Source organism: Hyphomicrobium facile (genome assembly GCF_900116175.1).
In the GTDB taxonomy this organism is placed as follows: Bacteria; Pseudomonadota; Alphaproteobacteria; order Rhizobiales; family Hyphomicrobiaceae; genus Hyphomicrobium_B; species Hyphomicrobium_B facile.
In genome coordinates this window covers 137,069-162,071 of the sequence record NZ_FPCH01000001.1, presented here as the reverse complement: position 1 = coordinate 162,071, position 25,003 = coordinate 137,069, and the positions used below count along the sequence as shown (strand labels likewise).

General features: G+C 57.4%; 27 protein-coding genes and 1 pseudogene. 14 read left to right on the top strand and 14 right to left on the bottom strand.

Translation table 11 applies throughout. The features are described from left to right. Positions 1–396 precede the first annotated feature (396 nt). From BM399_RS00790 to BM399_RS00770, 5 genes and pseudogenes are all read right to left on the bottom strand, one after another. Complete coding sequence (locus BM399_RS00790) at positions 397–909, bottom strand: hypothetical protein (protein ID WP_143111295.1); 513 nt, start codon at positions 907–909, stop codon at positions 397–399. Positions 910–1,241: 332 nt separating this feature from the next. After that, a pseudogene (locus BM399_RS00785) lies at positions 1,242–1,529 on the bottom strand (HNH endonuclease); the annotation flags it as partial. A 389-nt stretch (positions 1,530–1,918) separates the two neighbouring features. Next, positions 1,919–3,358 carry an aldehyde dehydrogenase family protein gene (locus tag BM399_RS00780; protein ID WP_092866041.1) on the bottom strand — a complete coding sequence of 480 codons (1,440 nt, stop codon included), beginning with the start codon at positions 3,356–3,358 and terminating at the stop codon, positions 1,919–1,921. Between the two features lie 53 nt (positions 3,359–3,411). Continuing rightward, positions 3,412–4,605, bottom strand: a complete 1,194-nt coding sequence (locus tag BM399_RS00775; RefSeq protein WP_177228005.1) for an iron-containing alcohol dehydrogenase — start codon at positions 4,603–4,605, stop codon at positions 3,412–3,414. Then, positions 4,602–5,393, bottom strand: a complete 792-nt coding sequence (locus BM399_RS00770) for an alpha/beta hydrolase (RefSeq protein ID WP_177228004.1) — start codon at positions 5,391–5,393, stop codon at positions 4,602–4,604. Before BM399_RS00770 ends, BM399_RS00775 begins: the two co-directional genes overlap by 4 nt. Before the next feature lie 111 nt (positions 5,394–5,504). Here BM399_RS00770 and BM399_RS21025 point away from each other — a divergent pair, with 111 nt between their 5' ends. From BM399_RS21025 to BM399_RS21315, 9 genes are all read left to right on the top strand, one after another. Then, positions 5,505–5,774, top strand: coding sequence for a hypothetical protein (locus BM399_RS21025; RefSeq protein WP_177228003.1), 270 nt, complete (start codon positions 5,505–5,507; stop codon positions 5,772–5,774). A 269-nt stretch (positions 5,775–6,043) separates the two neighbouring features. Beyond that, positions 6,044–6,805: a GntR family transcriptional regulator gene (locus tag BM399_RS00765; protein WP_143111294.1), complete on the top strand. Its 762-nt coding sequence runs from the start codon at positions 6,044–6,046 to the stop codon at positions 6,803–6,805. Next, positions 6,786–7,853: an ABC transporter substrate-binding protein gene (locus BM399_RS00760; protein WP_092862874.1), complete on the top strand. Its 1,068-nt coding sequence runs from the start codon at positions 6,786–6,788 to the stop codon at positions 7,851–7,853. Before BM399_RS00765 ends, BM399_RS00760 begins: the two co-directional genes overlap by 20 nt. A 164-nt stretch (positions 7,854–8,017) precedes the next feature. Beyond that, entirely contained in the window at positions 8,018–9,022 is a 1,005-nt protein-coding gene (locus tag BM399_RS00755; protein WP_210186945.1) for an ABC transporter ATP-binding protein, read from the top strand. Positions 9,023–9,032: 10 nt separating this feature from the next. Continuing rightward, positions 9,033–9,944 (top strand): ABC transporter permease, encoded by a 912-nt coding sequence (locus tag BM399_RS00750; RefSeq protein WP_177228002.1) that lies wholly within the window; start codon positions 9,033–9,035, stop codon positions 9,942–9,944. Positions 9,945–9,952: 8 nt separating this feature from the next. Continuing rightward, entirely contained in the window at positions 9,953–10,747 is a 795-nt protein-coding gene (locus BM399_RS00745) for an ABC transporter permease (protein ID WP_092862863.1), read from the top strand. A 1-nt stretch (position 10,748) separates the two neighbouring features. Continuing rightward, positions 10,749–12,080, top strand: a complete 1,332-nt coding sequence (locus BM399_RS00740; protein WP_177228001.1) for a glutamine synthetase family protein — start codon at positions 10,749–10,751, stop codon at positions 12,078–12,080. 29 nt (positions 12,081–12,109) lie between these two features. Continuing rightward, complete coding sequence (locus BM399_RS00735; RefSeq protein WP_092862857.1) at positions 12,110–13,612, top strand: flavin-containing monooxygenase; 1,503 nt, start codon at positions 12,110–12,112, stop codon at positions 13,610–13,612. Between the two features lie 872 nt (positions 13,613–14,484). Then, the gene (locus BM399_RS21315) at positions 14,485–14,721 is read left to right on the top strand and encodes a hypothetical protein (protein WP_244531011.1); all 237 of its coding nucleotides are present in this window, start codon (positions 14,485–14,487) and stop codon (positions 14,719–14,721) included. Between the two features lie 94 nt (positions 14,722–14,815). Here BM399_RS21315 and BM399_RS21310 read toward each other — a convergent pair whose 3' ends face one another. After that, positions 14,816–15,034: a hypothetical protein gene (locus tag BM399_RS21310; protein WP_244531010.1), complete on the bottom strand. Its 219-nt coding sequence runs from the start codon at positions 15,032–15,034 to the stop codon at positions 14,816–14,818. Between the two features lie 474 nt (positions 15,035–15,508). On the opposite strand from BM399_RS21310, the gene BM399_RS00725 reads away from it, so the two are divergent. Further along, a complete protein-coding gene (locus tag BM399_RS00725; RefSeq protein ID WP_092862854.1) occupies positions 15,509–16,717 on the top strand; it encodes a sensor histidine kinase in 1,209 nt (402 codons plus the stop codon). A gap of 28 nt (positions 16,718–16,745) precedes the next feature. Here the strand turns inward: BM399_RS00725 and BM399_RS00720 are convergent, their stop codons facing one another. Next, the gene (locus tag BM399_RS00720) at positions 16,746–17,129 is read right to left on the bottom strand and encodes a response regulator (protein ID WP_092862850.1); all 384 of its coding nucleotides are present in this window, start codon (positions 17,127–17,129) and stop codon (positions 16,746–16,748) included. Positions 17,130–18,911: 1,782 nt separating this feature from the next. Between BM399_RS00720 and BM399_RS21565 the strand changes: the two genes are divergently transcribed. Then, entirely contained in the window at positions 18,912–19,247 is a 336-nt protein-coding gene (locus BM399_RS21565; protein WP_143111293.1) for an HGGxSTG domain-containing protein, read from the top strand. On the opposite strand, the gene BM399_RS00700 is transcribed toward BM399_RS21565, so the two are convergent. The 5 genes from BM399_RS00700 to fdxA all read right to left on the bottom strand — a co-directional run bounded on the left by BM399_RS00700 (position 19,165) and on the right by fdxA (position 21,246). Beyond that, positions 19,165–19,701 (bottom strand): recombinase family protein, encoded by a 537-nt coding sequence (locus BM399_RS00700; protein WP_092862838.1) that lies wholly within the window; start codon positions 19,699–19,701, stop codon positions 19,165–19,167. The genes BM399_RS21565 and BM399_RS00700 overlap by 83 nt on opposite strands. 9 nt (positions 19,702–19,710) lie before the next feature. Next, positions 19,711–19,872, bottom strand: a complete 162-nt coding sequence (locus tag BM399_RS21020; RefSeq protein WP_177228000.1) for a hypothetical protein — start codon at positions 19,870–19,872, stop codon at positions 19,711–19,713. Positions 19,873–19,967: 95 nt separating this feature from the next. Next, the gene (locus BM399_RS00695) at positions 19,968–20,366 is read right to left on the bottom strand and encodes an efflux RND transporter permease subunit (protein ID WP_092862835.1); all 399 of its coding nucleotides are present in this window, start codon (positions 20,364–20,366) and stop codon (positions 19,968–19,970) included. A 239-nt stretch (positions 20,367–20,605) separates the two neighbouring features. Further along, the gene (locus BM399_RS00690; RefSeq protein WP_210186944.1) at positions 20,606–20,905 is read right to left on the bottom strand and encodes a TehB family protein; all 300 of its coding nucleotides are present in this window, start codon (positions 20,903–20,905) and stop codon (positions 20,606–20,608) included. Continuing rightward, entirely contained in the window at positions 20,902–21,246 is a 345-nt protein-coding gene (fdxA, locus tag BM399_RS00685) for a ferredoxin FdxA (protein WP_092862832.1), read from the bottom strand. Before fdxA ends, BM399_RS00690 begins: the two co-directional genes overlap by 4 nt. Before the next feature lie 378 nt (positions 21,247–21,624). Here fdxA and BM399_RS00675 point away from each other — a divergent pair, with 378 nt between their 5' ends. From BM399_RS00675 to BM399_RS20820, 3 genes are all read left to right on the top strand, one after another. After that, positions 21,625–22,407: a sensor histidine kinase gene (locus tag BM399_RS00675; RefSeq protein WP_092862826.1), complete on the top strand. Its 783-nt coding sequence runs from the start codon at positions 21,625–21,627 to the stop codon at positions 22,405–22,407. Continuing rightward, positions 22,382–23,017: a response regulator gene (locus tag BM399_RS00670; RefSeq protein ID WP_092862823.1), complete on the top strand. Its 636-nt coding sequence runs from the start codon at positions 22,382–22,384 to the stop codon at positions 23,015–23,017. Before BM399_RS00675 ends, BM399_RS00670 begins: the two co-directional genes overlap by 26 nt. A 194-nt stretch (positions 23,018–23,211) precedes the next feature. Next, positions 23,212–23,484 carry a hypothetical protein gene (locus BM399_RS20820; protein WP_143111292.1) on the top strand — a complete coding sequence of 91 codons (273 nt, stop codon included), beginning with the start codon at positions 23,212–23,214 and terminating at the stop codon, positions 23,482–23,484. Positions 23,485–23,625: 141 nt separating this feature from the next. On the opposite strand, the gene BM399_RS00665 is transcribed toward BM399_RS20820, so the two are convergent. Both BM399_RS00665 and BM399_RS00660 read right to left on the bottom strand, forming a co-directional pair. Then, complete coding sequence (locus BM399_RS00665; protein WP_092862820.1) at positions 23,626–23,973, bottom strand: carboxymuconolactone decarboxylase family protein; 348 nt, start codon at positions 23,971–23,973, stop codon at positions 23,626–23,628. 559 nt (positions 23,974–24,532) lie between these two features. Continuing rightward, on the bottom strand, positions 24,533–24,994 hold the full coding sequence (locus BM399_RS00660; RefSeq protein WP_092862817.1) for a cytochrome C: 462 nt from the start codon (positions 24,992–24,994) through the stop codon (positions 24,533–24,535). Positions 24,995–25,003: the final 9 nt, after the last annotated feature.

Sequence of the window (25,003 nt, the reverse complement as noted above, 5' to 3'; positions counted from 1 at the left end):
GGAGATCAACCTACCCGGTTGCAGCCGGCTGGGGTTGGCGCAGACCTTGGGGTTGGAGAGCTGGCTGGGGATGGAGAGGCGCTGGCTGGGGTTGGCGCAGACCCTGGGGCTGGAGAGCTGGCTGGGGCTGGAGAGGCGCCGGGTGGGGCTGGAGAGGCGCCGGCTTCCGTAGAGGCTGGGGCTGGAGAGGCGCCGGGTGGCGCGGAGGTGGCGTGGGCTTCCGTAGAGGCTGGGGTTGGAGAGGCGCCGGGTGGCGCGGAGGCGGCGTGGGCTTCCACCGCGCCGGCTTTGGAGGCGGTGGCTTCAGAGGCGGCTTCCGAGGTGGCCTCCGCCGCTAAGTCAATATTGAAGTGGCGGACAGAAAAAATTTCCGTCCGCCACTTCTGCATGCTGATTTCAATATCCGGACCGCAAACGTCCGCTGCCGGATGCCTTTTGCGAGTTGGATTTTTGAAATACAATTTTTTCGGACGAATTGGCGTAGCACTTTCGTATGTTTGCGCATCGCGCGGCCCCGGACGGATAGCCTCCGCCGCCGCGTTCGCCCGCCAATGCCTTGCACACCATGTCGATGCCAGCCGGCGTCAGCCATTTTTCGCGCGCACCTGCTTGGGCAGCGCCACAGTCTGCGGCGAGTTCATTTCCGCCAACGGACTTGTGGGCGCATTCATGCTTGAACACGAACATGCGAACCGCCGCCGGCTGCTTCTGCATGAGCGTGTGGTTAATATAGATCCCCCTGCCAGGCACGAACCGTCCTTCCATCGGTAGGCTGGAATCCGAGAACACAGGCGTTGAGCCGCAGCTCATCGACTGACCGGCAATTTTGACAGACGCCGCCTCGGCGCGGTGCACACAGATAGTCGCCATGGCTGCAGCCATGAAAATCAGCACAAATCGATGTTTCACTAGAGAAATCCCCCGTGGTTTCTTGCACGTTCAACATCAGAATGTGCTGAGAATCGGGCACTAGCGATCACGATTGCCGCAGATGAACGGACTTGGATCTGCTGCCTCGCGATGAAAATCGGGACGCGGACGGCAGATCAAAGCATCAAATTGATCCGATAAAATAAAGGATTTTTGTAGCTCACAGCGCTCGATGGCGACGAGATCGAGTGGTGTTTAGGCAGACTGTGTCGCGTGACCAATCGTCATTATGCGATGAGCAGTTTTTGACTTGGCGCCGCAGCGCCATCCTGCGGTCTGCGAAGCACGCGCGCGAACCGCTCCGCAACAAGTTAGTTTTTGAAGCAATTCTCTCGATGCCACCCCAGAAAATGCGGATGCGGTCGATCTCCCGCGCGATCCGGAGCAAATGCGAACCCTGTCTTATTGATGAAGGCGCGAACGCCATCCACGTCGTTCACTTGGCGCGAGATCAAGATTTCCAAGTCGTCGGCCAAGCTTATTAATCCTCGGTCGAACATCCAATGCGCTGTGCCCGAGAGAGCAAGCCCGTTGTTCACGACATCCGGTCCATTGGCCTGAACCGGGCGGACATGACCGGCGTCTACCTCGGCATTTTCGCTGCCGAAAGTTGGCATCAGTCCTGAGGCCAGCCCCCACCAAGCCTCGACCAGACGTGACTGGGCCTGAGGGGCGGCTTTGCGCCAATGAGCTTGCCTTTGTTCCGGGGCGGACGGCATGAGGGGTTCGGCTTTTCAGTATGGTCTTCCATGGTCTGTCTCCTTCATTGAGAGACAGAGCAGCATGCGGCCGTCGCAACCCAGCAGCGGATCTAACGGCTGGTTTTAGGCAATTTCTTCCGTCGCCTGGTTACCAACTGTCGATTTTGACCCGAAGCGGACGTCAGCAATACAATGCTCTCTGCGCCGGGCCGCACATTTAGAGCGCGACCGCTATTCCACGAATTGAGCCGGAACAAGCAAGCTGCCGCCTAGGATCACGACCCACATCACGTAAAGCTGTAATCGGAGATGATCTTGGATTCGAGATACTCCTCGATGCCCCAAATGCCACCCTCGCGGGCGCGCCCCGATTGCTTCACGCCGCCGAAGAAGGAGCCAGCCCCGCGCGACTTCCCGTTCATCTCGATCATTCCGGCCTTCAACGATAGAGCCAGCTGGTTGGCGCGGACTGCGTCCTTTGTCTGGACATAGTTGGTGAGGCCGTAAGGCGTATCGTTTGCGATCCGCACTGCTTCCTCTTCGCTGTCGAACGGTATCATAGCCATGACAGGTCCGAAGATCTCCTCGCGCTCGATCGTCATGCCGGGCCTAACATCCGCAAATACCGTCGGCTTAACGTAATATCCGCTGTTGAATTCTTCCGGACGGCCAAGTCCGCCGCAGAGAAGGCGGGCTCCTTCGTCGATCCCCTTTTTGATGTAATTCTGGACTTGCTCCCACTGCCGCTTGTTGACAAGCGGTCCGATGTGAGAACCGGGCTCCAGAGCCGGCCCGACCTTGATGGCTTTTGTGAGCGCGGCAACCTGCTCTATCGCTTGATCGTAGATGCTGCGTTCAACGAGCATTCTTGACGGCGCGTTGCAGGATTGGCCGGAATTCTCCATCATCCGACCAACGCTCCACTTGAGCGCTCGGGGATCTGCATCGGCGAAGATCAGATTCGCACCTTTGCCGCCAAGCTCGAGGGCGACCCGCTTGAGCGTTTCAGCCGCAGCTCGCGATATGGCTTTTCCCGCCCGCGTCGATCCCGTGAACGAAATCATCTCGACATCGGGATGGTTGGAAAGTTGGGTGCCGACGCCGATCCCGTCTCCGTTGACGAGATTGAAGACACCGGGCGGCACGCCGGCGTCGTGACAAAATTCTGCAAACAGCATTGCGTTCAGAGGAGACGCTTCCGAAGGTTTGAGCACGCACGTGCACCCTGCGAGCATTGCCGGAATGGCTTTCAGAACGATCTGATTTACCGGCCAGTTCCACGGCGTTATGAGGCCGACGACGCCGATGGGCTCCAAGGCAACGGCGGTCTTGGGCGCTTGGGGGCCAAGAGGACGTATCCATTCGATGTGTTCGAAGGCGTCCAGGAAATTCTTCGTATGCCAGGGCAAGCAAGCGGCCTGCTCCGCTAACGAGAAATCAATCGGCGCGCCCATTTCCAAGGAAATCGCTTCGGCATACTCGTGGCGGCGCTTTTCGTATTGCTCGAGGATTCTTTTGATGATGGCGGCACGTTCTGCCGGAGCGGTTGCCGCCCACTTCGGGAACGCGGCCTTGGCGGCATTCACAGCCGCGTCGGTGTCGGCCTGATCTCCGAGTGAGATCACGGTGCAAGGTTCTTCCGTCGAAGGGTTGATGACGTGCCAGTCGCGGGCGCTATGCGGGGGAACCCAAGCGCCATTGATGTAGAAGTCGCGTCGAAAATTCATGATGCCCTTAATCGTTTTGGTTGAGGATTGAGAGAATGGAAGGAACACCATTCTCAGGCAACTTGCCGAACAGTTCCAGAGTGCATTTCGCCAAGAAGTTCCTGAACATTTTCTACGGTTAGCGGGACAGGATTCGTGCCTGCGGTAGGATCGATGACCGCGAGCCGCGCGATATCGGAAAATTTGTCCTGCTCGACTCCCAGATCGGCGATCGTTGCGGGGATCCCTATCTCGGATCTGAGTTCGAGGATCCAATCGTTGATCGCGCGCACGGCTGAACCGCCGGAAGACTTGCCGTTTGTCAATCCGACGTAGGCCGCCAGACGCTGCATCTTTTCGCCGATCGCCGGAGCATTGAATGCAATGACATAGGGCATGACGACTCCGTTTGTCAGCCCGTGGTGGACGCCATATATTGCGCCGATAGGATGGCTCACCGAGTGAACCGCGCCGAGGCCTTTCTGAAAGGCCGTCGCCGCCATTGCCGCAGCCGTCAGCATCTGGCCGCGCGCTTCGATGTCATCGCCGGCTCGGACGGCCCGAGGTAAATAGTCTTTCACCAGGCGCGCGCTTTCCATTGCGATAGCGTCCGCCATCGGGTGATAGCTCGGTGCGCAGAACGCTTCGATGGCATGCGAGAGAGCGTCCATTCCGGTTCCAGCCGTCAATAACGGCGGCAGGCCGACGGTCAGCTCCGGATCCAGGATCGCGATGCGTGGCATCATCGCGGGGTGGAAAATGATTTTCTTTACGTGGTTGTCGGCATCCGTGATCACCGTGGCGCGTCCGACTTCCGAGCCCGTTCCCGCCGTCGTCGGAATCGCAATGATGGGCGCGATGGCCTCCGTCGACGCACGCCGCCAATTGTCACCGATATCTTCGAAGTCCCACACCGACCTCGACTGGCCTATCATGAGGGCGACGGTTTTTCCCACATCGAGGGCGCTTCCGCCTCCAAAGGCGATGACGCCATCATGTTCGCCTTGACGATAGGCAACCACGCCGTCCGTCAAATTGATCGACGTCGGATTGCCCTGAAGTGCATCAAAGACTGAGGCCTTGATGCCTGCCGCCTCAAGGAGAGCCAGCGCCGATACGACCATCGGCAAGTTGGTAAGACCTGGATCGACGACGAAGAAAGGACGCGACATGCCGATCTCCTTGCAAGCTGTCGCCAGATCGGAAATTCGCCCAGGACCAAACCAGACTTTCGTGGGATAGCTCCAATTCGCGTTGGCAATGATCATCTCTCGATCCTTCCTTCGTGTGCGGATGTTTTTAGGTGGGCGGCTATGGTGCTTGCGATTTCGATGAGCGCTTCGCGCGCGCGGGGTACGCCGCCGGACATTGCTGTGAAGGCGTGCGGTAGCGCGGGATAGTCGAGCGTCGTCACCGGATTGCCTTCGCGTGCGAGACGCTGAGCAAGGGCGATGCCTTCTGAAAGGAGCAGGTCATTGCCCGCGTGGACCATTATGGTAGGGGGCAAATCAGATAGGCTTTTTGCGCGTCCTACTGAGCATCTCGGATCATCAACATCGATGGGAGCGCGGATATATTGGTCCGCAAACCAGATCATGTCCTCGCGCGAAAGTGGGTAGTTCCCATCATGGGGCGTGACAGGCATCGCGCGTCTATCCATGTCGACCACCGGATAGATGAGCAGCTGGAGACACGGCATGGGCTGCTGCTGATCGCGAAGGCACAGGGACGCCGCGATGGCGAGGTATGCGCCTGCAGAGTCACCGCCGATCGCGACGCGGGTCGGATCAGCACCGATACGGTGAGCCGTTGATCGAACCCAGTGAAACGCTGTCAAAACGTCTTCTACAGCCGCGGGAAAGCGGTGCTCAGGTGCCAGCCGATATCCGACAGATAGCACGAGGCAACCGCTGTGTTCCGCGATCAGACTGCAAGCGGTATGGCAGGTATCGAGATCGCCGAGCACGCATCCGCCGAAGTGAAGATAAATCAACAGAGGCGCGTCAGCGGCCATTGCGCTATTTGGCCGATAGAGCCGCGCCGGCAGTTTGGTCACCGGACCTTCGATCTCGAGATCCGCAACGGAAACATGCGCCGACGCTCGTGCTTCCATCAAAGACAGGGATAGAAAAGCTGGCTTCCTCCTGTCTTCCGCCGAGCTCCCATTTTGCTTGCTGAAACGCTGCACGATCCAAGCGTGAATGCCAGCCCGCGGGTCGATCCCCGGCATCTGGCGCGCGAGCGATGTGAACCGGAAAAAGAAAGAGATAAAAGGCAGCGCGATTTGGAAGCCGCGTCGCAGCATTTTCCAGCTCTTGCGATTCCAGCCATTCGAATTGGCATCAAGAATGCGATCGGCTTCTTCCGAGACGGCCATGCGCGTGTGCCTCAAGACCCGACGGACGGACGCGGTTGGCCGATGCAGCGAAACGTTTGAGCGCACAATGTCTTCGACGATCGGATGATCATTTCAACGTCCCTGACTTCGCCGACAAAGATATCGGGCTGCACTGATCAACTCGGCCCTTTAGGTATATTGACAGTATATCGCAATCGTCAATTATCAAGTTTTGCCAGCAGATTCCGTAATTTTTGATGCAATGCAGCGTTCAAAAATCCGTCCGTTCGAGCACGAAAAAATATTGACAATATATTTTTAGCATACCTTACTGCGCTTGTTCATCGGTGTCGCTATCGAGGCTGCTTGTGCCAAAGAAGAGAGAACCGTTTCGTCTGCCGCAGGCAGATGGCGAGCGGGAAACGCAAGCTACCAAAGCGTATCACGCTGTTCGCGCGATGATCCTTCGCTGCGAGCTTCAGCCGGGCTCGGTGATCAATGATCGGTTGCTGACAGAGAAGATCGGCTATGGACGCACGCCATTGCGTGAGGCCTTGTTACGGCTCGCCGGCGAAAGGCTCGTTCTTTTCCAGCGCAATCAGTCGATCGAGGTTGCTCCTGTCGAGGTAGCAGAGGTCAACAGCCTCTATACTTTGAGGCTACATTTAGAGCGGCTCGCGTGGCGTCTCTGGCTGGAGGCCGCATCGAGTAAACAGATCAGCCGACTGTCGCATACCTTCGATTCCGTCGCGGCGCTCACGCGTGACGGCGATGTGGAAGGGCTCCTGCATTTGGATTTTGAATTCCATTCCCAGGTCTACCAGGAGTGCGGCAATCCCTTCCTGACTCAATCCCTCTATAACCTTTCCGGCGTGACGTACCGTCTGTGGTTCATGACGAACACCAACGACGTCAAGGCACAAGCCGCAACCGCTCGCTCTCATGCGCCCATTATCGATGCCGTTCGGCGGCGCGATGCACGCACTCTGGATACAGAAATTGCGCGTCATATCGCGGGTGCCTACGACGCCATCATGGACAAGTTCCGTGTCAACACGGTGAGCCGAATTGGCGAAATTCCTATTCAACTGCTGACGAAGGAGGAGAGTAATGGATTGCGTGACGCGTAAATTGCACCGTCTGATTACGGCGGCGGTTCTTGGAAGTTTTGGATTCTCCAGTGCCGCGACGGCGGGGGGACAGCTGACACTTCTTTGCTGGGAGGGATACGCAGATAAGAGCTTCGTTGAGCCTTTCGAAGCCGAAACCGGCTGCAAGGTGAATGCCGTCTATGTCGGTACGAATGACGAAATCGTATCAAAGATCATGAGCGGTGGCGGAACCGCTGATCTCATCTCTCCTTCGAACGATACGACCATGCGGCTTGTAAATGCCGATGCGGTATCTCCGATAGATGAAAGCAAAGTTCCCAACATGGCCGACTTCATTCCGGAATTTAAGCGGCCTGCATGGGATGTGAAGGACGGCAAGCTTTGGGGAGTTCCCTATGGCTGGGGCGTCATTCGTATCATTGCGGACGCTTCCGTCGTCGATCCCAATACGGATTCGCTAGGCTTCCTCTGGGACTCAAAATACGCCGGCAAGCTTTCGATGTGGGACGATATTGAGACCGTCTACACGGCGTCGCGCTATCTCGGATTTAAGAACACCTACGATCTGAGCGATGAACAGCTTGAACAGGTCAAGGCAAAGCTCATCGCGATGAAACCCAACATTCGCAAATACTGGTTCACGACGGGCGAGATGGGCACCTTGATCGCCAGCGGTGAAGCGATCGGCGGAAACTCTTGGGAGTCCACGATCGTTCAGTTACGGGCCGACGGTAAGAAGGTTGCCGATCTCAAGCCGAAAGAGGGCCGGGGCGGCTGGAGCGACAGCTGGATGATCGTCAAGGGATCTGAAAGCAATCCCTGCGTCTACCCGTGGCTCAACTATGTATCGTCCGCGAAAGCCCAAGCTTTGGCGCACAAGGTCACCGGTTTCGGCTACCCCAACGTTAAAATGGCCGATGAACTCGATGAGAATACCAAGGCAGCCTATACCGAGCTCGGTATGACCGATCCCGCGACGCTCACGAATGTCGATTGGTGGCAGCCTGTGAAGCGCCGGGCAAAATATCTCGAAATCTGGAACCAGGTGAAGGCGGCGTCGAACTGACTTCCGCCCGTAATTGAACGTCCACGCTGCCAGAGGCGTGCCCGTTTTAAGGGCCACCAACGACAGGACCATTGGGTGCGATGACAACTGGAATTGAACTTCGAAATCTTCGCAAACTCTTTGATGGCCACGGGCACGCCTCTTGGGCAGTTGACGGCGTTGACATGACGATCGGCGCCGGCAAGTTCGTTACGCTCCTTGGACCGTCCGGATGCGGAAAGACGACGACCTTGCGAATGATCGCAGGCCTCGAAATTCCGACGTCAGGGCAGATTTTCAGAGATGGTCAGGATATTACGGATCAGCCCGTCACCGACCGCGATATGCGCATGGTGTTTCAGGATTTCGCGCTGTTCCCGAATATGACGATCGAAGACAATGTCGCGTTCGGGTTACGTGTGAAGAGCAAGAGGGGCGCGTACTCGGAAGCTCAGATAAAGCGGCGGGTCGCCGAATTCCTCGACCTCGTACATCTCAAAGACCACGCTTACAAAAAGCCCCATCAGCTCTCAGGGGGCCAGAAACAGCGCGTGTCTTTGGCTCGGGCTCTGGTGACCGATCCAAAGGTCGTCCTTTTCGACGAGCCGCTCGGATCTCTCGACGCCAATTTGCGCAAGATTATGCAGCTCGAGCTCATTCGTCTTCATCGAGAGTTGGGCAAGACCTTCATTTACGTTACGCACGATCAAGACGAGGCGATGGCGATGAGCGACGCGATCGCAGTCATGTCGCAGGGCAAGGTCATGCAATTTGGGACGCCCAGGGAGATCTATGATCGGCCGGCCAATCGATATGTGGCGTCCTTTATCGGGCATGCGCACATCGTGAACGCGACGCTTGATAGCAAAGAAGCTGACACGGTGACTGTTTGCCTTGGTAACGGCGATCGCGTCGGATTGCGCGGGAACGTAGACGCGGCGCCCGGGAGCGCCGTAGGTCTCATGCTGCGTGCAGAAGATCTCGCCTTTGCGGACGCTGGCGCCGATACGATCGGCGGAAAGGTGATCGACAGTCTCTATCGCGGCGAATACGTCGAATATGTCGTCGCATTAAATGGAAACTCGGGCGTCGTGCACGTCCATGCGCGCACCGATCTGCCGCCGGTCGCACACGGCTTGGCCGTGGCGTTGAAGGTGAACCCGGTCAAGGCGCACGTTGTGGTGCAGTGAGATGACGGCGATGACGACGATTGAACGGGCCGTTGAGCCCGCGAGAACCAGCATCCGCAGCGCACGGGCGATTGAGCGCCGGAGGCTCCTTCTTTGGTTGTTGCCCCCAATGGCGTGGTTCACGGTCTTCATGCTGATCCCATACGCCATGCTGCTATACACGAGCCTCGGGCATGTGGACGACATGCGGTTCATCCCTGGATTGTCTCTCGACAATTTCGTGCGTGTTTTCACGGTGGACCCTTATCTCGGCGTCATCATCAAATCGGCGCGGATAGGCTTGATGACGGCGGTCCTCTCGTCCGTCGTTGCGTATCCGCTAGCGTTCTACTTGGCCTTCCACGTTCGAACTCAGCGCCTCAAGTTCCTGATCTACCTCCTCGTGATCGTACCGTGGTGGGCCAGTTATCTCGTGAAGGCGTACGCTTGGAAAACTATTCTCGGATCGGGCGGAATTCTGAACGTCGGCCTGCAGGAGCTCGGTTTTGTGCATGAGCCCGTTCGACTGTTCCTCTACAACGAGTTCAGCGTCGTGATGACATTGACGTATATCTTCACGCCCTTCGCGGTACTTTCGATTTACGCGCAGCTGGAGCGGGTCCCGACATCACTGATTGAGGCCGCTCGAAATCTTGGTGCGGACGGTTGGATGATTTTCAGGCGCATCATCCTGCCGATCAGCGTTCCGGGCATTGTGGCCGGTGCGATCATCACTTTCTCGCTGGCCTTCGGAGATTTCGTCGCCCCAGTGCTCGTTGGCGGTCCAGACTCCGTAATGATTTCGAATGTCGTGATCAACCTTTTGGGCGTGGCCTTTGATTGGCCGCTGGCAGCCGCAATCGGGCTTGTGATTATCACGCTCGGTCTCCTGCTCATCTCGGCTTCGGGATGGCTGGAAGAAAAAACGCAAACCCGATTCTGAGAGATCTCATGCGCGCTTTCGGCAACCGGACCCTTGTGACTGCCTTGGCGATGTCGGTGTTGGCATTCCTTTACGCGCCAATCCTCGTGATGATGGTCTTTTCATTCAACGACAGCCAGTATACGGGCTTGCCGTTCAACGGATTCACGCTGCGTTGGTACGGTGAGCTCTTCAGTGACAATCAAATGCTGATGTCCATTTGGAACAGCATTTTTGTCGGCATAGGCGTCGTGGCGATCAGTGTTCTTTTCGGCTTACCGGCCGCGATCGCGCTAGATAGATACGAGTTTCCGGGAAAGGGGCTTTTTCGACGCATTGTGATGCTGCCGATCGTATTGCCGGGAATCATAACCGGCGTCGCCCTGCTAAGTTTCTATCTGACCATTCATCTGCGCCTGTCACTGTACACCATCATGCTTGGACAGGGTACGGCATTGATGTGCATCACGATCACCGAGGTGTTTGCTCGACTTCAGCAGTTAGGCAAAAGCCAGGCGGAGGCAGCAGCCAATCTCGGAGCCAATGACTGGGAAATCTTCAGACAGGTAACCCTTCCAGGCATCCGCTCTGCGTTGTTCGGCGCGATGTTGATAGCATTTTCGATCTCGTTCGACGAGATCGCCGTCACCTTCCTGCTCACTGGCCGGGAAAATACTCTGCCGATGACGTTGTGGTCTCTCCTGCGTCGCGAGGTTACGCCTGAAGTGAATGCCGTCGCCACGCTCGTCGTCTTTCTATCAATCATCTTGATCGTCGCCGGAATGTATTCATCGCGTGGGCACGCGAATGAAAGGGAGGCCTGAAATGAGAATTGAAGAAGTCCGCGAGATCATAACGCAAGAAAATATCAAAACGATCATCATCGCGGCGACCGATGCGGCGGGCGTTCTGCGCGGCAAACGGCTGACGGTTCCCTATTTCTATCATGCCGTTGAGGACGGCCTGCACTTCGCATCGTTCTTGTTGGGAACGACCACGATGGACGAGGTGCTGCCGGGGCTGTTCGATACCGGCATTCCCGACGTCAAGGGCGTGATCGATTTGCCGACCTTCCGTGTTGCGCCATGGGAAGCGAATACGGCGATCGTATTGATGGATTGGGCAACGCCTGAAGGATCTCCCCATCCACTCTGTCCGCGTTCGATGCTGAAGCGTAAGGTCGCCGAAGCCAAGGCGATGGGCTTCAACGCGAGCGCCAGCCTCGAACTCGAGTTCTACCTACTGCCAGTTTCTACCGCGGACGTCCGTAAAGGCCGATGGTCCGATATCGAGCCGGGCTCTCGTGATATTCACTGCTATTCAATTCTCGAAGGGCACTACTCGGAACCAATCATCGGGAAACTGCGGGACTGTTTTCCGAATGAGATCGAAGGATGCCTGCCCGAATGGGGCCAAGGACAGTTCGAGGTGAACCTCCATCATTCCGATCCGGTGAAGATGGCCGACACTTCGATCATGCTAAAGCTTGCAACGAAGCAGCTCGCGTCCCAAGCCGGCGCGATGGCGACGTTCATGGCGAAGTTTCGCGAAGATCTGTCCGGATGTTCGGGCCACATCCATATCAGCCTACAAAAGACGGTGACGAACGAGCCGGTATTTTTCGACGCGGAAAAGCCGCTTCGTCTCAGTGATACGTTCAAGAGCTTCGTGGCTGGCAATATCGACGTGTTTGCGCCGTCCATGATCTTTTACGCGCCAAACGTGAATTCCTATAAGCGTTTGCAAGCGATGACCTTTGCCGGAACCACGCGAAATTGGGCGGTAGACAATCGTACGACGGGATTCCGCGCGATAAACGCGACACCGCGCAGCACACGGCTAGAAGTACGTATGGGTGGCGCGGATATGAATCCCTACTATGGCTTGTCGATCGCGCTTGGATCTGGGCTGCGTGGTATTCGGCTCGGATTGGCCCCGCCGCCGGCCTCGAGCGGCAATGCCTATGACGAAAACGTCGACAAGGTTCCGGCCACCCTCTCAGCGGCCGTCGAATGTGCCGCGAAGGACAAAGCGATACGAGAAGTGCTTTCACCCGAGGTGGTCGATAATGCGCTCCGCATCGCAGATTTCGAGCTCGGCGTATTCCAAACGACCGTGACTGACCTCGAGCGCCGCCGGTACATGGAAACCGTCTGAGCCGGCCTGGACACAAGAAAGCAATCGAGATGCAAATGGAAACGACGACCCAAGATGGGCAGGCGGATGACGTTCGGTATTTCGATGTCATCATCGTGGGCGCCGGCATTTCCGGGATTGGCAGTGCTCATTATCTTAAGAGGGATTGCCCCGACTTAACGTATGTCCTTCTCGAGACACAGGAGACGTTCGGCGGAACCTGGCATACGCATCGTTATCCTGGCGTGCGCTCGGACAGCGATTTGTATACCTTTGGATTTAGCTTCAAACCTTGGGTGGAATCTCCAATCGCCACCGGAGAGCGGATCCTCACCTATCTCAATGCCGTCATCAAAGAGGATGGCCTCGAGCGGCACATTCGATACCGCCATCGCGTTGTTTCGGCGAATTGGGACAGCAAGCGGAAGCGGTGGGATCTGATCGTTCGTAACGAGCAGCTGGGCAAAGACCATCGCTTTTCAACGAACTTCCTTTGGATGTGCCAGGGCTACTACCGGCACTCGGAGGGTTACACGCCGGATTGGCGCGGAATGGAGAGCTTCAATGGTCAAATCGTCCATCCTCAGACGTGGCCATCCGACCTCGATTACACCGGCAAGAACATCATCGTGATCGGATCTGGCGCCACTGCGGCGACGCTTGTGCCAGCCCTTGCCGAGAAGGCCGCTCACGTCACCATGCTGCAAAGGTCTCCCACTTATTTCAATCCCGGAACGAATGCAGATGCGCTTGCCGATCAGTTGCGCGAGCTCGAAATCGACGAAAACTGGATCCACGCCATCATTCGAAAAAAGCTCCTCAAGGAGCAAGAGGCAAGGTTATTGCGCGCCCAAAACGAACCAGGCGTCGTAGCCAAGGAAATGATATCGGCCGTCGAAGCCAATCTTGGGCCGTCGGTCGACGTGGCGACGCACTTCACGCCAACCTATCGGCCGTGGCAGCAGCGTGTTGCATTCATACCGGAGGGCGATTTCTTTGAGCCCTTTCGCGCTGGAAAAGCGTCGGTCGTCACCGACATCATTGAGACCTTCACGCCAAACGGCGTCCAATTAAAATCAGGCCGGACGCTCGAAGCGGACATCATCGTGACCGCGACAGGTTTCAGGCTTTGCGTTCTGGGAGACATTGCATTCTCGAAAGACGGTGAGCCGCTGAACTTTGCCGATACCGTCACGTATCACGGCATGATGTTCACGGGTGTGCCCAACCTCGTATGGGTATTCGGATACTTCCGCTCGAGCTGGACGCTCAGAGTCGAATTAATCGCCGAATTCGCGTGCCGCCTTCTGAAGCATATGCGGAATATCGGCTGTGCAATGGCGACTGTTGAGCTCAGAAAGGAAGATCAAAGCGAGCCGATTCTGCCTTGGATCGATGACCAAAACTTCAACCCCAACTACCTTATGCGCGACATGCACCTCATGCCGAAGCGGCTCAATAAGCCGGAATGGCAGCACACGCAGGATTACTTCGCCGAGTGTGTTTCGTTGCCCCAGATCAGCTTCTCAGATCCCGCCTTCCATTTTTCTTGAAGCGAGGTTTCTGCTCATAAATGGACTGCCGTAAAGACGCTTCTTTGTTGCGTTGACTTTATTCACAAAGTCGACTTCTCGGGAGGAGGACAGGACGAGGCCAGAGCAGATCAATCGGTCAAGGCAACTGCCATATAAGAGCAGGCGAGTTCGCCCATTTCGGCAGTCGTTAGAGTGTCCGCTTCTGGCCCTAAGCGTCATTTGCCAAATGTCCGCTCTTAGAGGCCTTGCTGACGTGGTGTTCGATCATCAAAACGCATACGATTTTAATGATTGGAGTTCCGCTTTCTCGGCATACCTGTAAGATCCCAGAATCGGACATTGGCCTGACCTCGGGCGAGGTCGGTGTTCGCGCTTCTGGCGACGTCTGCTGGCGACGTCAAAGCGGATACGATGATGATGGTCACGGCAACTAGCGCTTTTGACGCGGAGCAGTCATTTTGCCAACAGCTGCATCCGATTTGCGCGATGCAGCCGCCGGCAACTGCTTAGCGACCGCCTGCATCCTCAACTCGGGGAATCCCAGAAATTACAATTCCACTGCTCGAAACCGCATACGAGTCTGTCATCGACATGCAGCACGTCCGGCAGACGCTAAGCAGAATTGTAAACGAAGAACTTGATCTCGTCAGCACCTTCCCTTCTTTCGCCCTAAACGAGTTGGCCGATACCCTGGCTGCTTTGGGAGCCCTGTACAAAGAATGCAGCGGCCGCGAGCTATCATCTGGGCGTGTGCGATAGCAGGTTTATCCGGGGTTTGCACACCTACACTCCACGGTAACGCACCGGAGAACAAGTTCTCGTTGGCGCTACTTCCCCGCCCATTATAGGGCTGCTTCGCGGACGCTTTCGTCCGAACGATAATTTGCCACGTGGCCTTACTCCGTCTCGTGTCGCCAGGATCCCAGTCGTTCGCGAGTTCGCTGCGTCTAGCGAATCTTGGCGAGCGCCGCCTTGAGCGCTTCGACCTCGCTGTCGAAACGCCGGACAAGCCCGCAATCGATCACCTCGGCCCCGTCGACATGCGCGATCCAGCAGTCTCCATGTTGTTGGATTCTGATGCGAGCATCATCAGAGATCACGAGCGTATGTGCGCGTCAGCCCGGTAGCTCTGAAACCGCACGCCGTCGACAGTCAGCCAATGATAGAGCGGATGCAGGCTCGGCCATTTCGCCATCACGGTTGGAGCCCCTGGCGCTGGTGCTAGGTCGCGCATCGGCATCGGAGTCGCGAAGCCCAGGCGCCGCTCGTCAGCGCGCGCCGCTGTAGTGCCCGCGCGATCCGCCGGGCAGCGCTATAGCCTTCGATGACGAACGAGCCTTTGGTCACGACGTCATTGAGGACGATCTCCTCGACGATGCGGGCCGCGGCGTCGCGATCTTTGGCATTCGGGCAGTCGTCGTCGTCCAGATAAATGCGCAAAAACCGGGCCCCTGATCAAACGCGGCGAGGTGAGAACATAGCAAGAACGACTTCTTGTCGACAACCCACCGATGCGTTACATCCACCGGCATGTGCAATCTGTACTCGCAGACCCGCAACGTCGAAGCGATCCGCTGTCTCTTCAACGTCAGCCATAACCGCGCGACCGCGATCGAGCCCCCAGCCCGCGGTCTTTCCGAGTTGGAATGGCAGCGTCATCCGCAAGGCTGAGGGCTTGTCAAAATGAATCCGAGAAGCGGCGGAAGAAGCTCGCCGATCTCGGCCTTGCTTGGAGCGCTACCGGTGGAGTGGAGCTATCAAACGTCCACCTATAGACCAATAAGCCTTTTCGGTTTCGATGGAGCCTGAGCCATCCGGGTGCACCGCGCATCCGTTATGTCGCGCTATCGACGGGCTTGGTCTTGCGCTAGGTTCCGTCCCAGTTGTGCATTCATCTATCTGGATAGGCGCCCCATGACAGAGAAAGGCGAAGCCCCGCCTGTTGTTGAGCCACGCCCGGACGAGCGCCCCACGGACGTGACCTTGCGTGCGCTTCTCCAACGCATCGGACAACAGGAGATACTTGCCGAATTGGGCGTTACGGCCTTGCAGGGGGCTACGTTTGAGGAGTTGCTCTCTGAGACGGCCCGGCAAGCCGCCCGCGGCTTGCGCGCGGATTTTTGCAAGGTTTTAGAGTTTCTTCCGGGCGAGAACCGTTTCCTGGTTCGCGCGGGCGTCGGTTGGAACGCGGGGGTGGTCGGTGTCGCGACCGTTGGCGCCGATACCGAGTCACCAGCAGGGTTCGCCCTGCGCACAGGAAAGGCCGTCATTTCCAATCATCTTGGGAACGAAGAGCGTTTCCGCACGCCCGAGATCCTGGCAGCACATGGGGTGAAGCGAGCAATGAACGTCATCTTGCAAGGTGATGGCAAGCCGTTCGGCGTTCTCGAAGTCGATAGCCGGTCGGATGATGATTTTGTCGAGCACGATCTCGCTTTTTTGCAAGGCGCTGCCAACATCCTCGGCATGGCGATCGAGCGCGAGCGCTACGAGCGGTTTCTAAAAGCCGCTGTCGATCGCCACGAGGTGCTCCTCCAAGAGATCAATCATCGCGTCAAAAACAGCCTGGCGCTGGTTACAAGCATGCTGCGGCTGCAAGCTCGTGAAGATGATGACCCGAGGGTTGCCGAGCGTCTCGCGGAAGCGTCCGCGCGCGTCAACGCCGTCGCCCGCGCCCATGAACGCCTCTACCAGGGCGATGACGTCCGGACTTTAGACCTCGGGGTTTATGTGGAGCAGGTTTGCAAGGATCTCGACGAAGCCGTATCGCAGCTTGATGTCCAGATTGACGCCGATCGTGGGATCGTCGTCGCCACGGATCGCGCCGTTTCATCGGCGCTGATTGTGGCGGAGCTAATCACCAACGCGGCCAAATACGCCTACAAAGGCGCGGCAAAGGGCAAGGTCTTCGTTCGCGTGACGCTCTCCGGCGACAGAGTTCTGCTAACAGTGCGGGATGAAGGCTCGGGATTGCCACATGACTTTGATTTTCAAAAAGGCACTAGCCTTGGGATGCGGATCATCACCGCCTTTACCCAGCAGCTCGGTGGCGAGGTAAAGATGAAACGGTTGTCGCCTGGGACTGAATTTACGGTCGCGCTCCCGGCGGACCACCAACCCTGACGGCAGCGGTCGAGAATTCCTCGAAATCTTAAGCCGCCGCGAGTTTGCGCGCGACGTTTTTCAGGATCTTAGCGAGGGTCTCTTTGCCGACGGGCTTAGCAAGAAAGTCAGTGTCGTCCGGAAGTTCCGACGGTCGCGGCGTCTGGTTGCCCGAGCTTATGACGACGATCGTCGGCGGCCAACGCTTGCGTATGTAGTGCGACAACGAAATGCCGTCCATTGTCCCCGGCATCTGGATGTCGGTGAAGACGACGCGAATTTCCGCATGCTTTTCGAGCATAGCGATAGCTTCAGCCGCGTTAGATGCCTCACGTATGCGATAACCCGCCTGCTCAAGGTTCTGCGCCAGATCCGTTCGAACTAGCCATTCGTCATCTACGACCAATATAGTGGTTCGGGCCGCGTCGGCCATTGGTATCCCCTGCCGAAGTGTGCCCTTGTGGAATAAGCAACGTCAGCGCGGTTCTTTAGTTGCCTCCGATGGCTAGTCCATTGAACTGAGCCGGGGCAACGATGAAGAAGCGAAGACTTCTCCGACTGGCGAGGCGCGACCTGCCATGAAAAGCTAGGCAAACCGACGGGGGACGGGAAATGGTTGCGATCAGACGGTCTGCGCTAGTGCTGGCAATGTTCGTTTCTATGTACTCTTCAAGGAACGTCCGCGCAGACGAGGAGCCTCTTAGAGAAATCACCGTTGACACGATCACGATGGGCGGTGCGCTGGATGGATGCGCCATCAACTTCAAAGTCGCCGCCGAGGATCATACCTCCATGAACGCATTACATTGCTAGTCCCGCTAATTGAACGAGAAAAACTTCTCGAACCGCGCTGCCTTGTCAACATAGTCAGACCGCTACACTTCCAGTTTTGCGAACCGGCAACACTCGACCGCTATTGGCCGAACGCGTAACGACTGGGATGGTCGAAAAATTGCCCTGTGATGAAGTAGGACGCCCGGCAGGCGTCGCAGTGTCGGGCGCGGAGCTACGACGCCTTTACCCGGCATCCTTTCCCGCCGTTTGCACACGGCAGTTTAGCAGCCGTCGGGCACAGCCATAGAGGGGTCTGGTTTAGCTGGTGCCCTGTGCTCGCAGCTTGGGGTCGCGTGAGGGGAACAAGAAAATCCGAAACTCTATCGTACCGAAGCCGAGATCGATCGCGCGTTTCGTCGGATCCCGAGAGACAATGCCTGGAAGAGCATCACGATCCAGCACATCATCGACGGGGAGCGGCGGCTCATTCTTGGATGCTTGCGGCTGCCAGCACAAAGAGATGGTCTGGCTCAGCCTATGCCGAGAAGCACGGCGTGACGCTCGATACGCCGCGGACCTTACCGTCCGATACCGGAGATAATCTTAAGGCCAAGACATTATTCAGAATGCGGTAGAAAATCGCTGCTGCTAGTGCACGCGAACTCGGATCTTTTTTCGCCGCCTCTATCGCCCGCTCGTGAATATTTCCAAGAGACCCGAATGTCCGGTCCCAAAGGAATGACGTGGGTTTTTTATGAAGCTTTGTGGGCACTATGCCGACGCGGCATCCTTAGACCGGGTGTAATACGGGCGGGCAACCAGTCCGTCGACGCTGGATACTGTTTGACTGAATTCGGGCGGAACTGGATTAAAACGCGGATTCGACAGAGTTTCTGCTGTTGGAATCGGGTTCGCTGGCTCGCGTCCTAGGGAATTATTCGGCAAAGTTTGGCGCTGGTTTTCTGCAGAGAAGCAAGAAGCGATCCGTTGCAGACGCGCCGAAGCATGGCTCGCATGCTGCGCCATGGTTGGAGCTGCCGCCGAGGCAATTTTGCTCGCCACAGCTATCGCTAAAACCGGCGATGAAGAGCAAGTCCTGCGAGTGTACAGCGGACGCGAGGGCAGACGTCAGGTGACGAAGCTCGTCACTGTGGGCCAGAAGGCGCACATTGTGCAAACGTTTGAGACGTTCATGGGCCTGCTCAGCTACTGGCGTGATGATGCCGCCCACAGTCGCCCCACCGCATTGGAGCTAGCGAACGCAGATGAAGCAATGCGGCAGCTCCTCCACCTTTGTTAGTGGGTCGATAAGGAATGGGATCAGCTTTTGAGCTGACCGGACGAACCCAAGCGACCCTGTTCGCACGCCAAGATCGAGGTAAGGGGACTCGCGCGTGGTGCGCGTCATGGGGTGTTATATTTCGCCAGAAGGAATCGCCAAATGGCAAGGGACGTTTGGACTGAGTGCATGAGACGCCAGCTCGGCGGCAGCACCAAGGAAGAGCGAGATCGCGTCGAGACCGTCCTCCGGGAGTGGGACTACGAGTATCACAAGGCCTTCACCCGTCAGATCCGCTGCGAGGCGCGATGCCGTGATGGGCATGCGTGCCGCGCGCCGTCGATGCGCAATGGTCGCTGCAAACTACACGGCGGCAAATCGACGGGCGCGAAGACGCCGGGGGGTATCGAGCGCATTAGGCAGGCTCAATATCGACGCTGGGCGTGCGTGCGCGCCGCTCGCTCTTCGGCATCATTGCCCGAACGCTCTTCGCGTTGAATCGCTGACCTCGCTCATTGAGGTGGCCTTTACCAGCGAGCATTTCGGCGACCTTGTCGTAACTAAAGCCCGCCCGCCGCAACCGGCGCGCCTCCTTGACGACCTCCGGCCGCTTCTCCGCATGGGACTTTCGCCCCTCGACCTTTACGCCGGTCTCCCGCAAGCGATCGCGGGCGTGCCGGAGCTTGGAGACGAGCCGGGCTTTCTCATACTCGGCGAAGGCTCCGGCGATCTGGCGCATCATCTTTCGCGTCGGGTCGTCACTCGCCGTTAGGTCATCGCCGGAGGCCGTCAGCAAGCGAACGCCGCGGCTGATGAGAAGCGTAACGCCAAGCTCTTGGGCCATCAGCTCGCGCGTAAATTTCCGGTGCCTCGATGCGCAAGAGCACGTCACCCGCTTCCACGCGATCCCCGATGTCGACTCGCCGCTCGGCCAACAACGCCGTCGCCGCATCCTGCGGCGTCACACCGAGCTCAGTGCCCGCACCCGGTCGATTTCGAGGTAATATGACGGCAGATCGCGCACTTGCCGCAGTGTGATGTCGACGACGCCAGGAATCTGCTCCATGCGCGTCATTAGATCCCGAGCGATTTCGGCGTTGCCGGCAACATCTCGTCCGATCACGCGCACCTCGATCGCCGTCTGGGTGCCGGTCGCCAGCGTCTGAGCCGTCGCGTCCGCCGGACGGAAATAGAACGCGAGTTCAGAGAAACGCTCATTCAGTTTTTGGCGAATTTGGCTGACGTATCCCGCAGTGGGCGCGTGCGGACTGGCGAGCTGTACGAGGATTCGCCGTCAAAGGAGCCGACGACCCCGCTTTCGACCCATGCGAGATTGATCGGCTCCGGACTGCCGATGGCCTCGGCAATGAAGCCGACTTCGCCTTCGGGAATGATGCTGCGAATCTCGTGCTGCACGTCGGCAAACTTGCGTGCGGTTTCTTCAAGTCTGAGCCCGGTTGGCGCCCGGACATAAAGCCTGATCATGCCGGCATCGGCTTCCGGAAAGAACTCACGGCCGACGTTCGTGCCAGCAAACATACTGAGCGCGAGTGCGAAGATAAGGCCTGCAACGGGAAAGACTTTCCAGCCAAGCAAGAACTGCGCGATGCGCGCCATTCGCCGTTCGAGGTAAGCGAGGCCGCCCTCAACGGCGCGTGAGGCGAGACCGGGCGATGGCGCTTATTCGGGTCGCGCGCGCTGAGCATGAGCGACGCGAGAGACGGAACCAAAGTTCACGACAGTATGAAGGATGCTGCCATCGCGAGCACGACGGCGAGCGGTATCGTTGGGTCCGATGACGCGCCTTAGTTTCCGGACACGCGCATCGTATGGAGCGGACGGCACCCGCCGAAGATCTAGTCACCGTGCTCAGCACGATAGAATTCCACTAAGAAAGAACTGTCGGGATCGAGAAGCTCCACGTGGTGCAAAACCTGCGGCTCGATAACGGCCGCATGGCCCGCGGCGACGTCAACGCTCGACCGAGGATGGTCGATACAGTAGCGAATCCGGCCACCCGTCACTCGCAGCAAACCCCACACGCCCATTTTCGTTTTGTGCTCCGCCAAAAGGCCTTCCGGCACAGTCTCGCGGGTGAACTGAGTGGTGCGCTTGTAACAGGTCAATCCTGGCGGAAGGCTGCCGTGGACTGTCACGTGACACCCTCCGATGCAGGCTGCGGCGACAGCTCGGCCTCTTTGCCTTTCCGGCCATTTTCCTTATCCGCATCAGGCAACGGGGGCTTTTTACCCGTGATGTTTGGCCAGAGATCGGCGAACGTCCGGTTGGCCTCAAGCCCGTGCGGCGTGGCCTCGGGATCGGCGTCCGAGAATATCGCCTCGGCAGGACATTCCGGAACACACACGCCGCAGTCGATGCACTCGTCCGGATGAATGACGAGCATATTCTCGCCCTCGTAGAAGCAATCCACGGGGCACACCTCCACACAGTCGGTGTATTTGCATTTGATGCAGTTTTCGGTGACGACGAAGGTCATGTAGCTCACTTGGTTACCGGCGCAGAATTCGCAAGGAATAGTCCGACAGGACCGTCGATCGCATAGCTGCTGTCTCACATGAGCGTGGGAAACTTGCTTTTGAGGCGCTTCAGTTTAAGATGTACGAACCATACATCTTATTATGGTTCGTTGGAGCGAGCTACTCCATGCGTGCGCCACATCTCAAATCCTCGGGCCTTGAGGCCGGGGTTACCGAAACGATGATCCACGAGCTCGTGCATGCCTTTTTCGGAGCGAGAAGATCGCAGAATCCCTCACGCTTGGCATTGCGTTTCACCGCGGCGAGTGCGTGGTGCCAGGCCTTGCCCGCAAGCCGCATCTCCGCTGGAACTGTCCATGACTGTTTGAGGTGACGTAATGTCCGGTTATCCTCCAATTGCCTCGCTGACGCGCTGTGACGGGCCTCAATTCGAGATACGGCCGCAACTGGGCGAAGCCGAGCGGCTGTCACGTTTCAAGGCGGCAGCGATCATGGGTATGGGGTTGGCGCACCAGATGAGCCAGCCGCTTTCGGCCCTAGCGACTTATGTGCATGCAGCACGGCGCCTCCTCCAAATAACTCCCGTCGATCATGTGAGTCTTGCCGAAACCATGGAGAAGGCCGAAATCGAATTGAAACGGACGCGCGACGTTCTCCAACACCTTCGCCTCTTGGTATCTGGTGAAAGAGCCGAGCGCTTGCCGGTGAATTTGGTTGAGATCACGGATTGGGTCGTGCGCTTGTTGCAGCATGATGCTGCGGCAAGAGCCGTACGCATAGAGATTGAGCCCGGGTCGTTGCCGGCCCTGATGGCAGATGCCATACAGATCAAGCAGGTACTGCTCATACTGATCAACAATGCGATCGATGCCGCCGCTGAGACGTCAGACGGCATGGTCAGCGTCCGGTGTTGCCACGATAGCTCAAAGATTGAGATTGAAGTCTCTGATAATGGGAAGGGCATCTCGTCTGAAATCGCGGAACACGTGTTCGAACCATTCCAAACGACGAAACCTCACGGGATGGGACTTGGGTTGCCACTTAGTAAGCAGATCATAGAAGCCCACGGCGGGCTGATTTGGTGGGAAAGGGCAGTTCCGCGAGGCACGAATTTCCACCTTTGCCTGCCAGTCGATGGATGTGGCAGCCATGCAGCATGAGCCCACTGTGCATGTTATCGACGATGACCCCGCTATACGGGATTCCTTGTCCGTCCTCCTAAGGACAGCTGGCTTCGATGGGCGTCTCTTCTCTTCGGCGGAAGCGTTCCTTGGGTCTCTCAAAGACAAGCGACCGATCTGCGCTCTGGTCGACGTTTGCCTACCAGGAATGAGCGGCCTTGAGCTTCAGCAGCACCTAGCCCAGAGAGAAATTGACGCTGTGCTCGTCGTCATGACGGGACAAGCCAATGTACCAATCGCGGTCCAGGCCATGCGTCTCGGAGCTTTGCATTTCATCGAGAAGCCACTCGACCCTGAGGTGCTGCTTGAAACTCTCAACGAGGCTCTCGCCCGCCAGAGAAAATTGGCCGAGCAGCGTGCCAGGCGCGATGAAGCACAAACGTGTCTCCAAAAGCTGACATCTCGCGAGCGCGAAGTCTTCTCCTTGCTTGTCGAAGGTCATCTGAACAAGGAGATTGCCGGACGTCTCGGGATTAGCACGCGCACCGCCGAGCACCACCGGTCTCACATCATGACGAAGTTGAGTGCACGAAGTCTTTCACGCTTGGTCAGGATGTCGCTTGTCAATCTGGATTCACGAGCGCCATAAACGTCGCGCCTGCTCAATGATTTAATTGTCTCTGTATTCATGCCCCTCTCTGCATGGGCAGAAATACCAATTTATATCGCAATATTAGTTCCTAGGTATGGAAGACGCTTCGGTTCCCGCCTGCCAATCAAAAACCTTTGGGGAACCGATGTGCAATTTTCATTGAGCAGCTTATCTGCTCCTAGGAGGACGTCGTGAACAAATCCATCGGGTTCGTTGTTTTAGCATGGGCGCTTGCTTCGCTTTCGCCAATTGCGAGTGCACAAACTGTGCTGGCAGAACCACAAATCCGGTCCAATTCCGGCGGTGTGATGCCAGGGGAAACTTCGGACCGCACGCCGACCAAGCATTCACCCACGCCGAGCTCTCAAATTGACACCACCTCGGACGGCGAAACGTCGGATCGCACGCCGTCAAATCATGGGGAGCACCCCGAAGTGAAAAGTTCCGATGCTGCAATCAACTGAGTTCGTTGGGCTCAGACCGGGGCTGGCATTGACGGCCCCGGTCAGGAGGTCCGCCTAGGTGGAACTGCCGATGTTCGGTGTCTCGTCCGCTTTGGCGCGCAGCGCGACATAGCATTTCTTGTCTTGCTTGAAAAAGAACATTTATACGCTCTTTACTGCCGCTGCTTTCTCCATTTCCTCGACCGCGAGGACGGAATGAGCGTAGGCACCTCCGGCACGCATTTCAGCCGCAACCCAGATCGCCTCGATCAGTTCCGTTTCTGTCGCGCCGTGCCGCAAGGCTGCCTTAGTGTGACCCTTGATGCAGTAGGGGCATTGCGTGACGTGCGCCACCGCAACTGCAATGATCTGCTTGACCTTCGCGGATAACACTCCGTCCTCGAATACTTTCTGGCTAAACGCCTGAAAGGCGGCCTCGGTCTCTGGCGACAAGTCTCGACGCTTCTGGGCGAGCTCTCGTGTGGTTGATGGAAACAGTTCGTTCGACATAATGCCTCTTCGTTCATTGAGAAAGGGAGTCAAGGATTCCAGACGGTGAGACCGCACGGGGACAGGTTTTCTGGCTTGAATATAATGATTAGGCGGCCGGGGGTAATCGGCAGTTCTACCTACGTGCAGGGCCCGGTGACTTCAAATCGTAAACGTTGGTCTCTCATGCTCGCCGTGGCGGTGCTGAGAAAGAAGGTTCGCCGCAGTCACATCTTTCAGATAACCATCGACGAGTCGTCTTCTAACAGCCGAAGGTGCGGCCCCACGGACTGGCCCGTTACGCAAGCAGAGACACTTGAGCTCGCATCGTCGTCAGCGAAACCGAAGAACACCGCGTAGCGATACTAGCCACGGTTGCCGAGTTGACCGTGCGGTCACACGAAGTCGGACGTACTCGTCTCGCCGAGATGCAGTGCGCCGAAGTGGCGTAGCCATGCATGCTCGCTGTCGGTGGCATTTGACGACAGAGATGACGGCTTCCACAACATCCGGGAAGTTTATGAACAGGCCGCCGGTGCTGCATACGGGCGCCCTCATGCCGAGGCAGAGTCTGTGGTCTTCACCCCGGCGGTGTTTGGTGTTCCCGAAGATTCTGGCTACCGTACGTCGGTGAATGCAAAAACTCCGCTGGTACATCCCACATGCGTGCGGCGTACCAAACCGCCCAGGCGACTACGAACAGCGACATCACCCAAACCCACACCGGAATCGACGAGCGCGCCTCGGCGCGGCGCGGATCGAACGGATCGTCGGCGCTGAATGCATCTACGGTGAAGCGGACTTCGCCGTGGCGAACTGAGTGCGGGCGCAGTCCCGAGACGACGATGCCCGGGCCATTATGCACGACAAACGGAATTTGCTTGAAGCCCTCATGTCCGCTCTCGCCGCGCGCCATGATGGTCAGTCGATGCGGCCCATCCGTTAATTTGGTGGTATCGACAGAAAACTCCGTACGCAGTTCCTGATCGGCAATCGGTTGTGCTTCGTCATCCAGGTAAATGCGTACGCGCGGATTTTTCATGACTGCACC

Excerpts from the sequence above, each read along its gene's own strand:
- BM399_RS00660 (WP_092862817.1), bottom strand. The coding sequence starts at position 24,994 with ATGAAAAATCCGCGCGTACGCATTTACCTGGATGACGAAGCACAACCG.
- BM399_RS00725 (WP_092862854.1), top strand. The coding sequence starts at position 15,509 with ATGACAGAGAAAGGCGAAGCCCCGCCTGTTGTTGAGCCACGCCCGGAC.
- BM399_RS00700 (WP_092862838.1), bottom strand. The coding sequence starts at position 19,701 with ATGCGGCGACGGCGTTGTTGGCCGAGCGGCGAGTCGACATCGGGGATC.
- BM399_RS00750 (WP_177228002.1), top strand. The coding sequence starts at position 9,033 with ATGACGACGATTGAACGGGCCGTTGAGCCCGCGAGAACCAGCATCCGC.
- BM399_RS00740 (WP_177228001.1), top strand. The coding sequence starts at position 10,749 with ATGAGAATTGAAGAAGTCCGCGAGATCATAACGCAAGAAAATATCAAA.
- fdxA (WP_092862832.1), bottom strand. The coding sequence starts at position 21,246 with ATGACCTTCGTCGTCACCGAAAACTGCATCAAATGCAAATACACCGAC.
- BM399_RS00720 (WP_092862850.1), bottom strand. The coding sequence starts at position 17,129 with ATGGCCGACGCGGCCCGAACCACTATATTGGTCGTAGATGACGAATGG.
- BM399_RS21565 (WP_143111293.1), top strand. The coding sequence starts at position 18,912 with ATGGCAAGGGACGTTTGGACTGAGTGCATGAGACGCCAGCTCGGCGGC.
- BM399_RS00670 (WP_092862823.1), top strand. The coding sequence starts at position 22,382 with ATGGATGTGGCAGCCATGCAGCATGAGCCCACTGTGCATGTTATCGAC.
- BM399_RS00665 (WP_092862820.1), bottom strand. The coding sequence starts at position 23,973 with ATGTCGAACGAACTGTTTCCATCAACCACACGAGAGCTCGCCCAGAAG.
- BM399_RS00695 (WP_092862835.1), bottom strand. The coding sequence starts at position 20,366 with ATGGCGCGCATCGCGCAGTTCTTGCTTGGCTGGAAAGTCTTTCCCGTT.
- BM399_RS00755 (WP_210186945.1), top strand. The coding sequence starts at position 8,018 with ATGACGATCGGCGCCGGCAAGTTCGTTACGCTCCTTGGACCGTCCGGA.
- BM399_RS00745 (WP_092862863.1), top strand. The coding sequence starts at position 9,953 with ATGCGCGCTTTCGGCAACCGGACCCTTGTGACTGCCTTGGCGATGTCG.
- BM399_RS00780 (WP_092866041.1), bottom strand. The coding sequence starts at position 3,358 with ATGAATTTTCGACGCGACTTCTACATCAATGGCGCTTGGGTTCCCCCG.
- BM399_RS00735 (WP_092862857.1), top strand. The coding sequence starts at position 12,110 with ATGCAAATGGAAACGACGACCCAAGATGGGCAGGCGGATGACGTTCGG.
- BM399_RS00775 (WP_177228005.1), bottom strand. The coding sequence starts at position 4,605 with ATGATCATTGCCAACGCGAATTGGAGCTATCCCACGAAAGTCTGGTTT.
- BM399_RS00760 (WP_092862874.1), top strand. The coding sequence starts at position 6,786 with ATGGATTGCGTGACGCGTAAATTGCACCGTCTGATTACGGCGGCGGTT.
- BM399_RS00675 (WP_092862826.1), top strand. The coding sequence starts at position 21,625 with ATGTCCGGTTATCCTCCAATTGCCTCGCTGACGCGCTGTGACGGGCCT.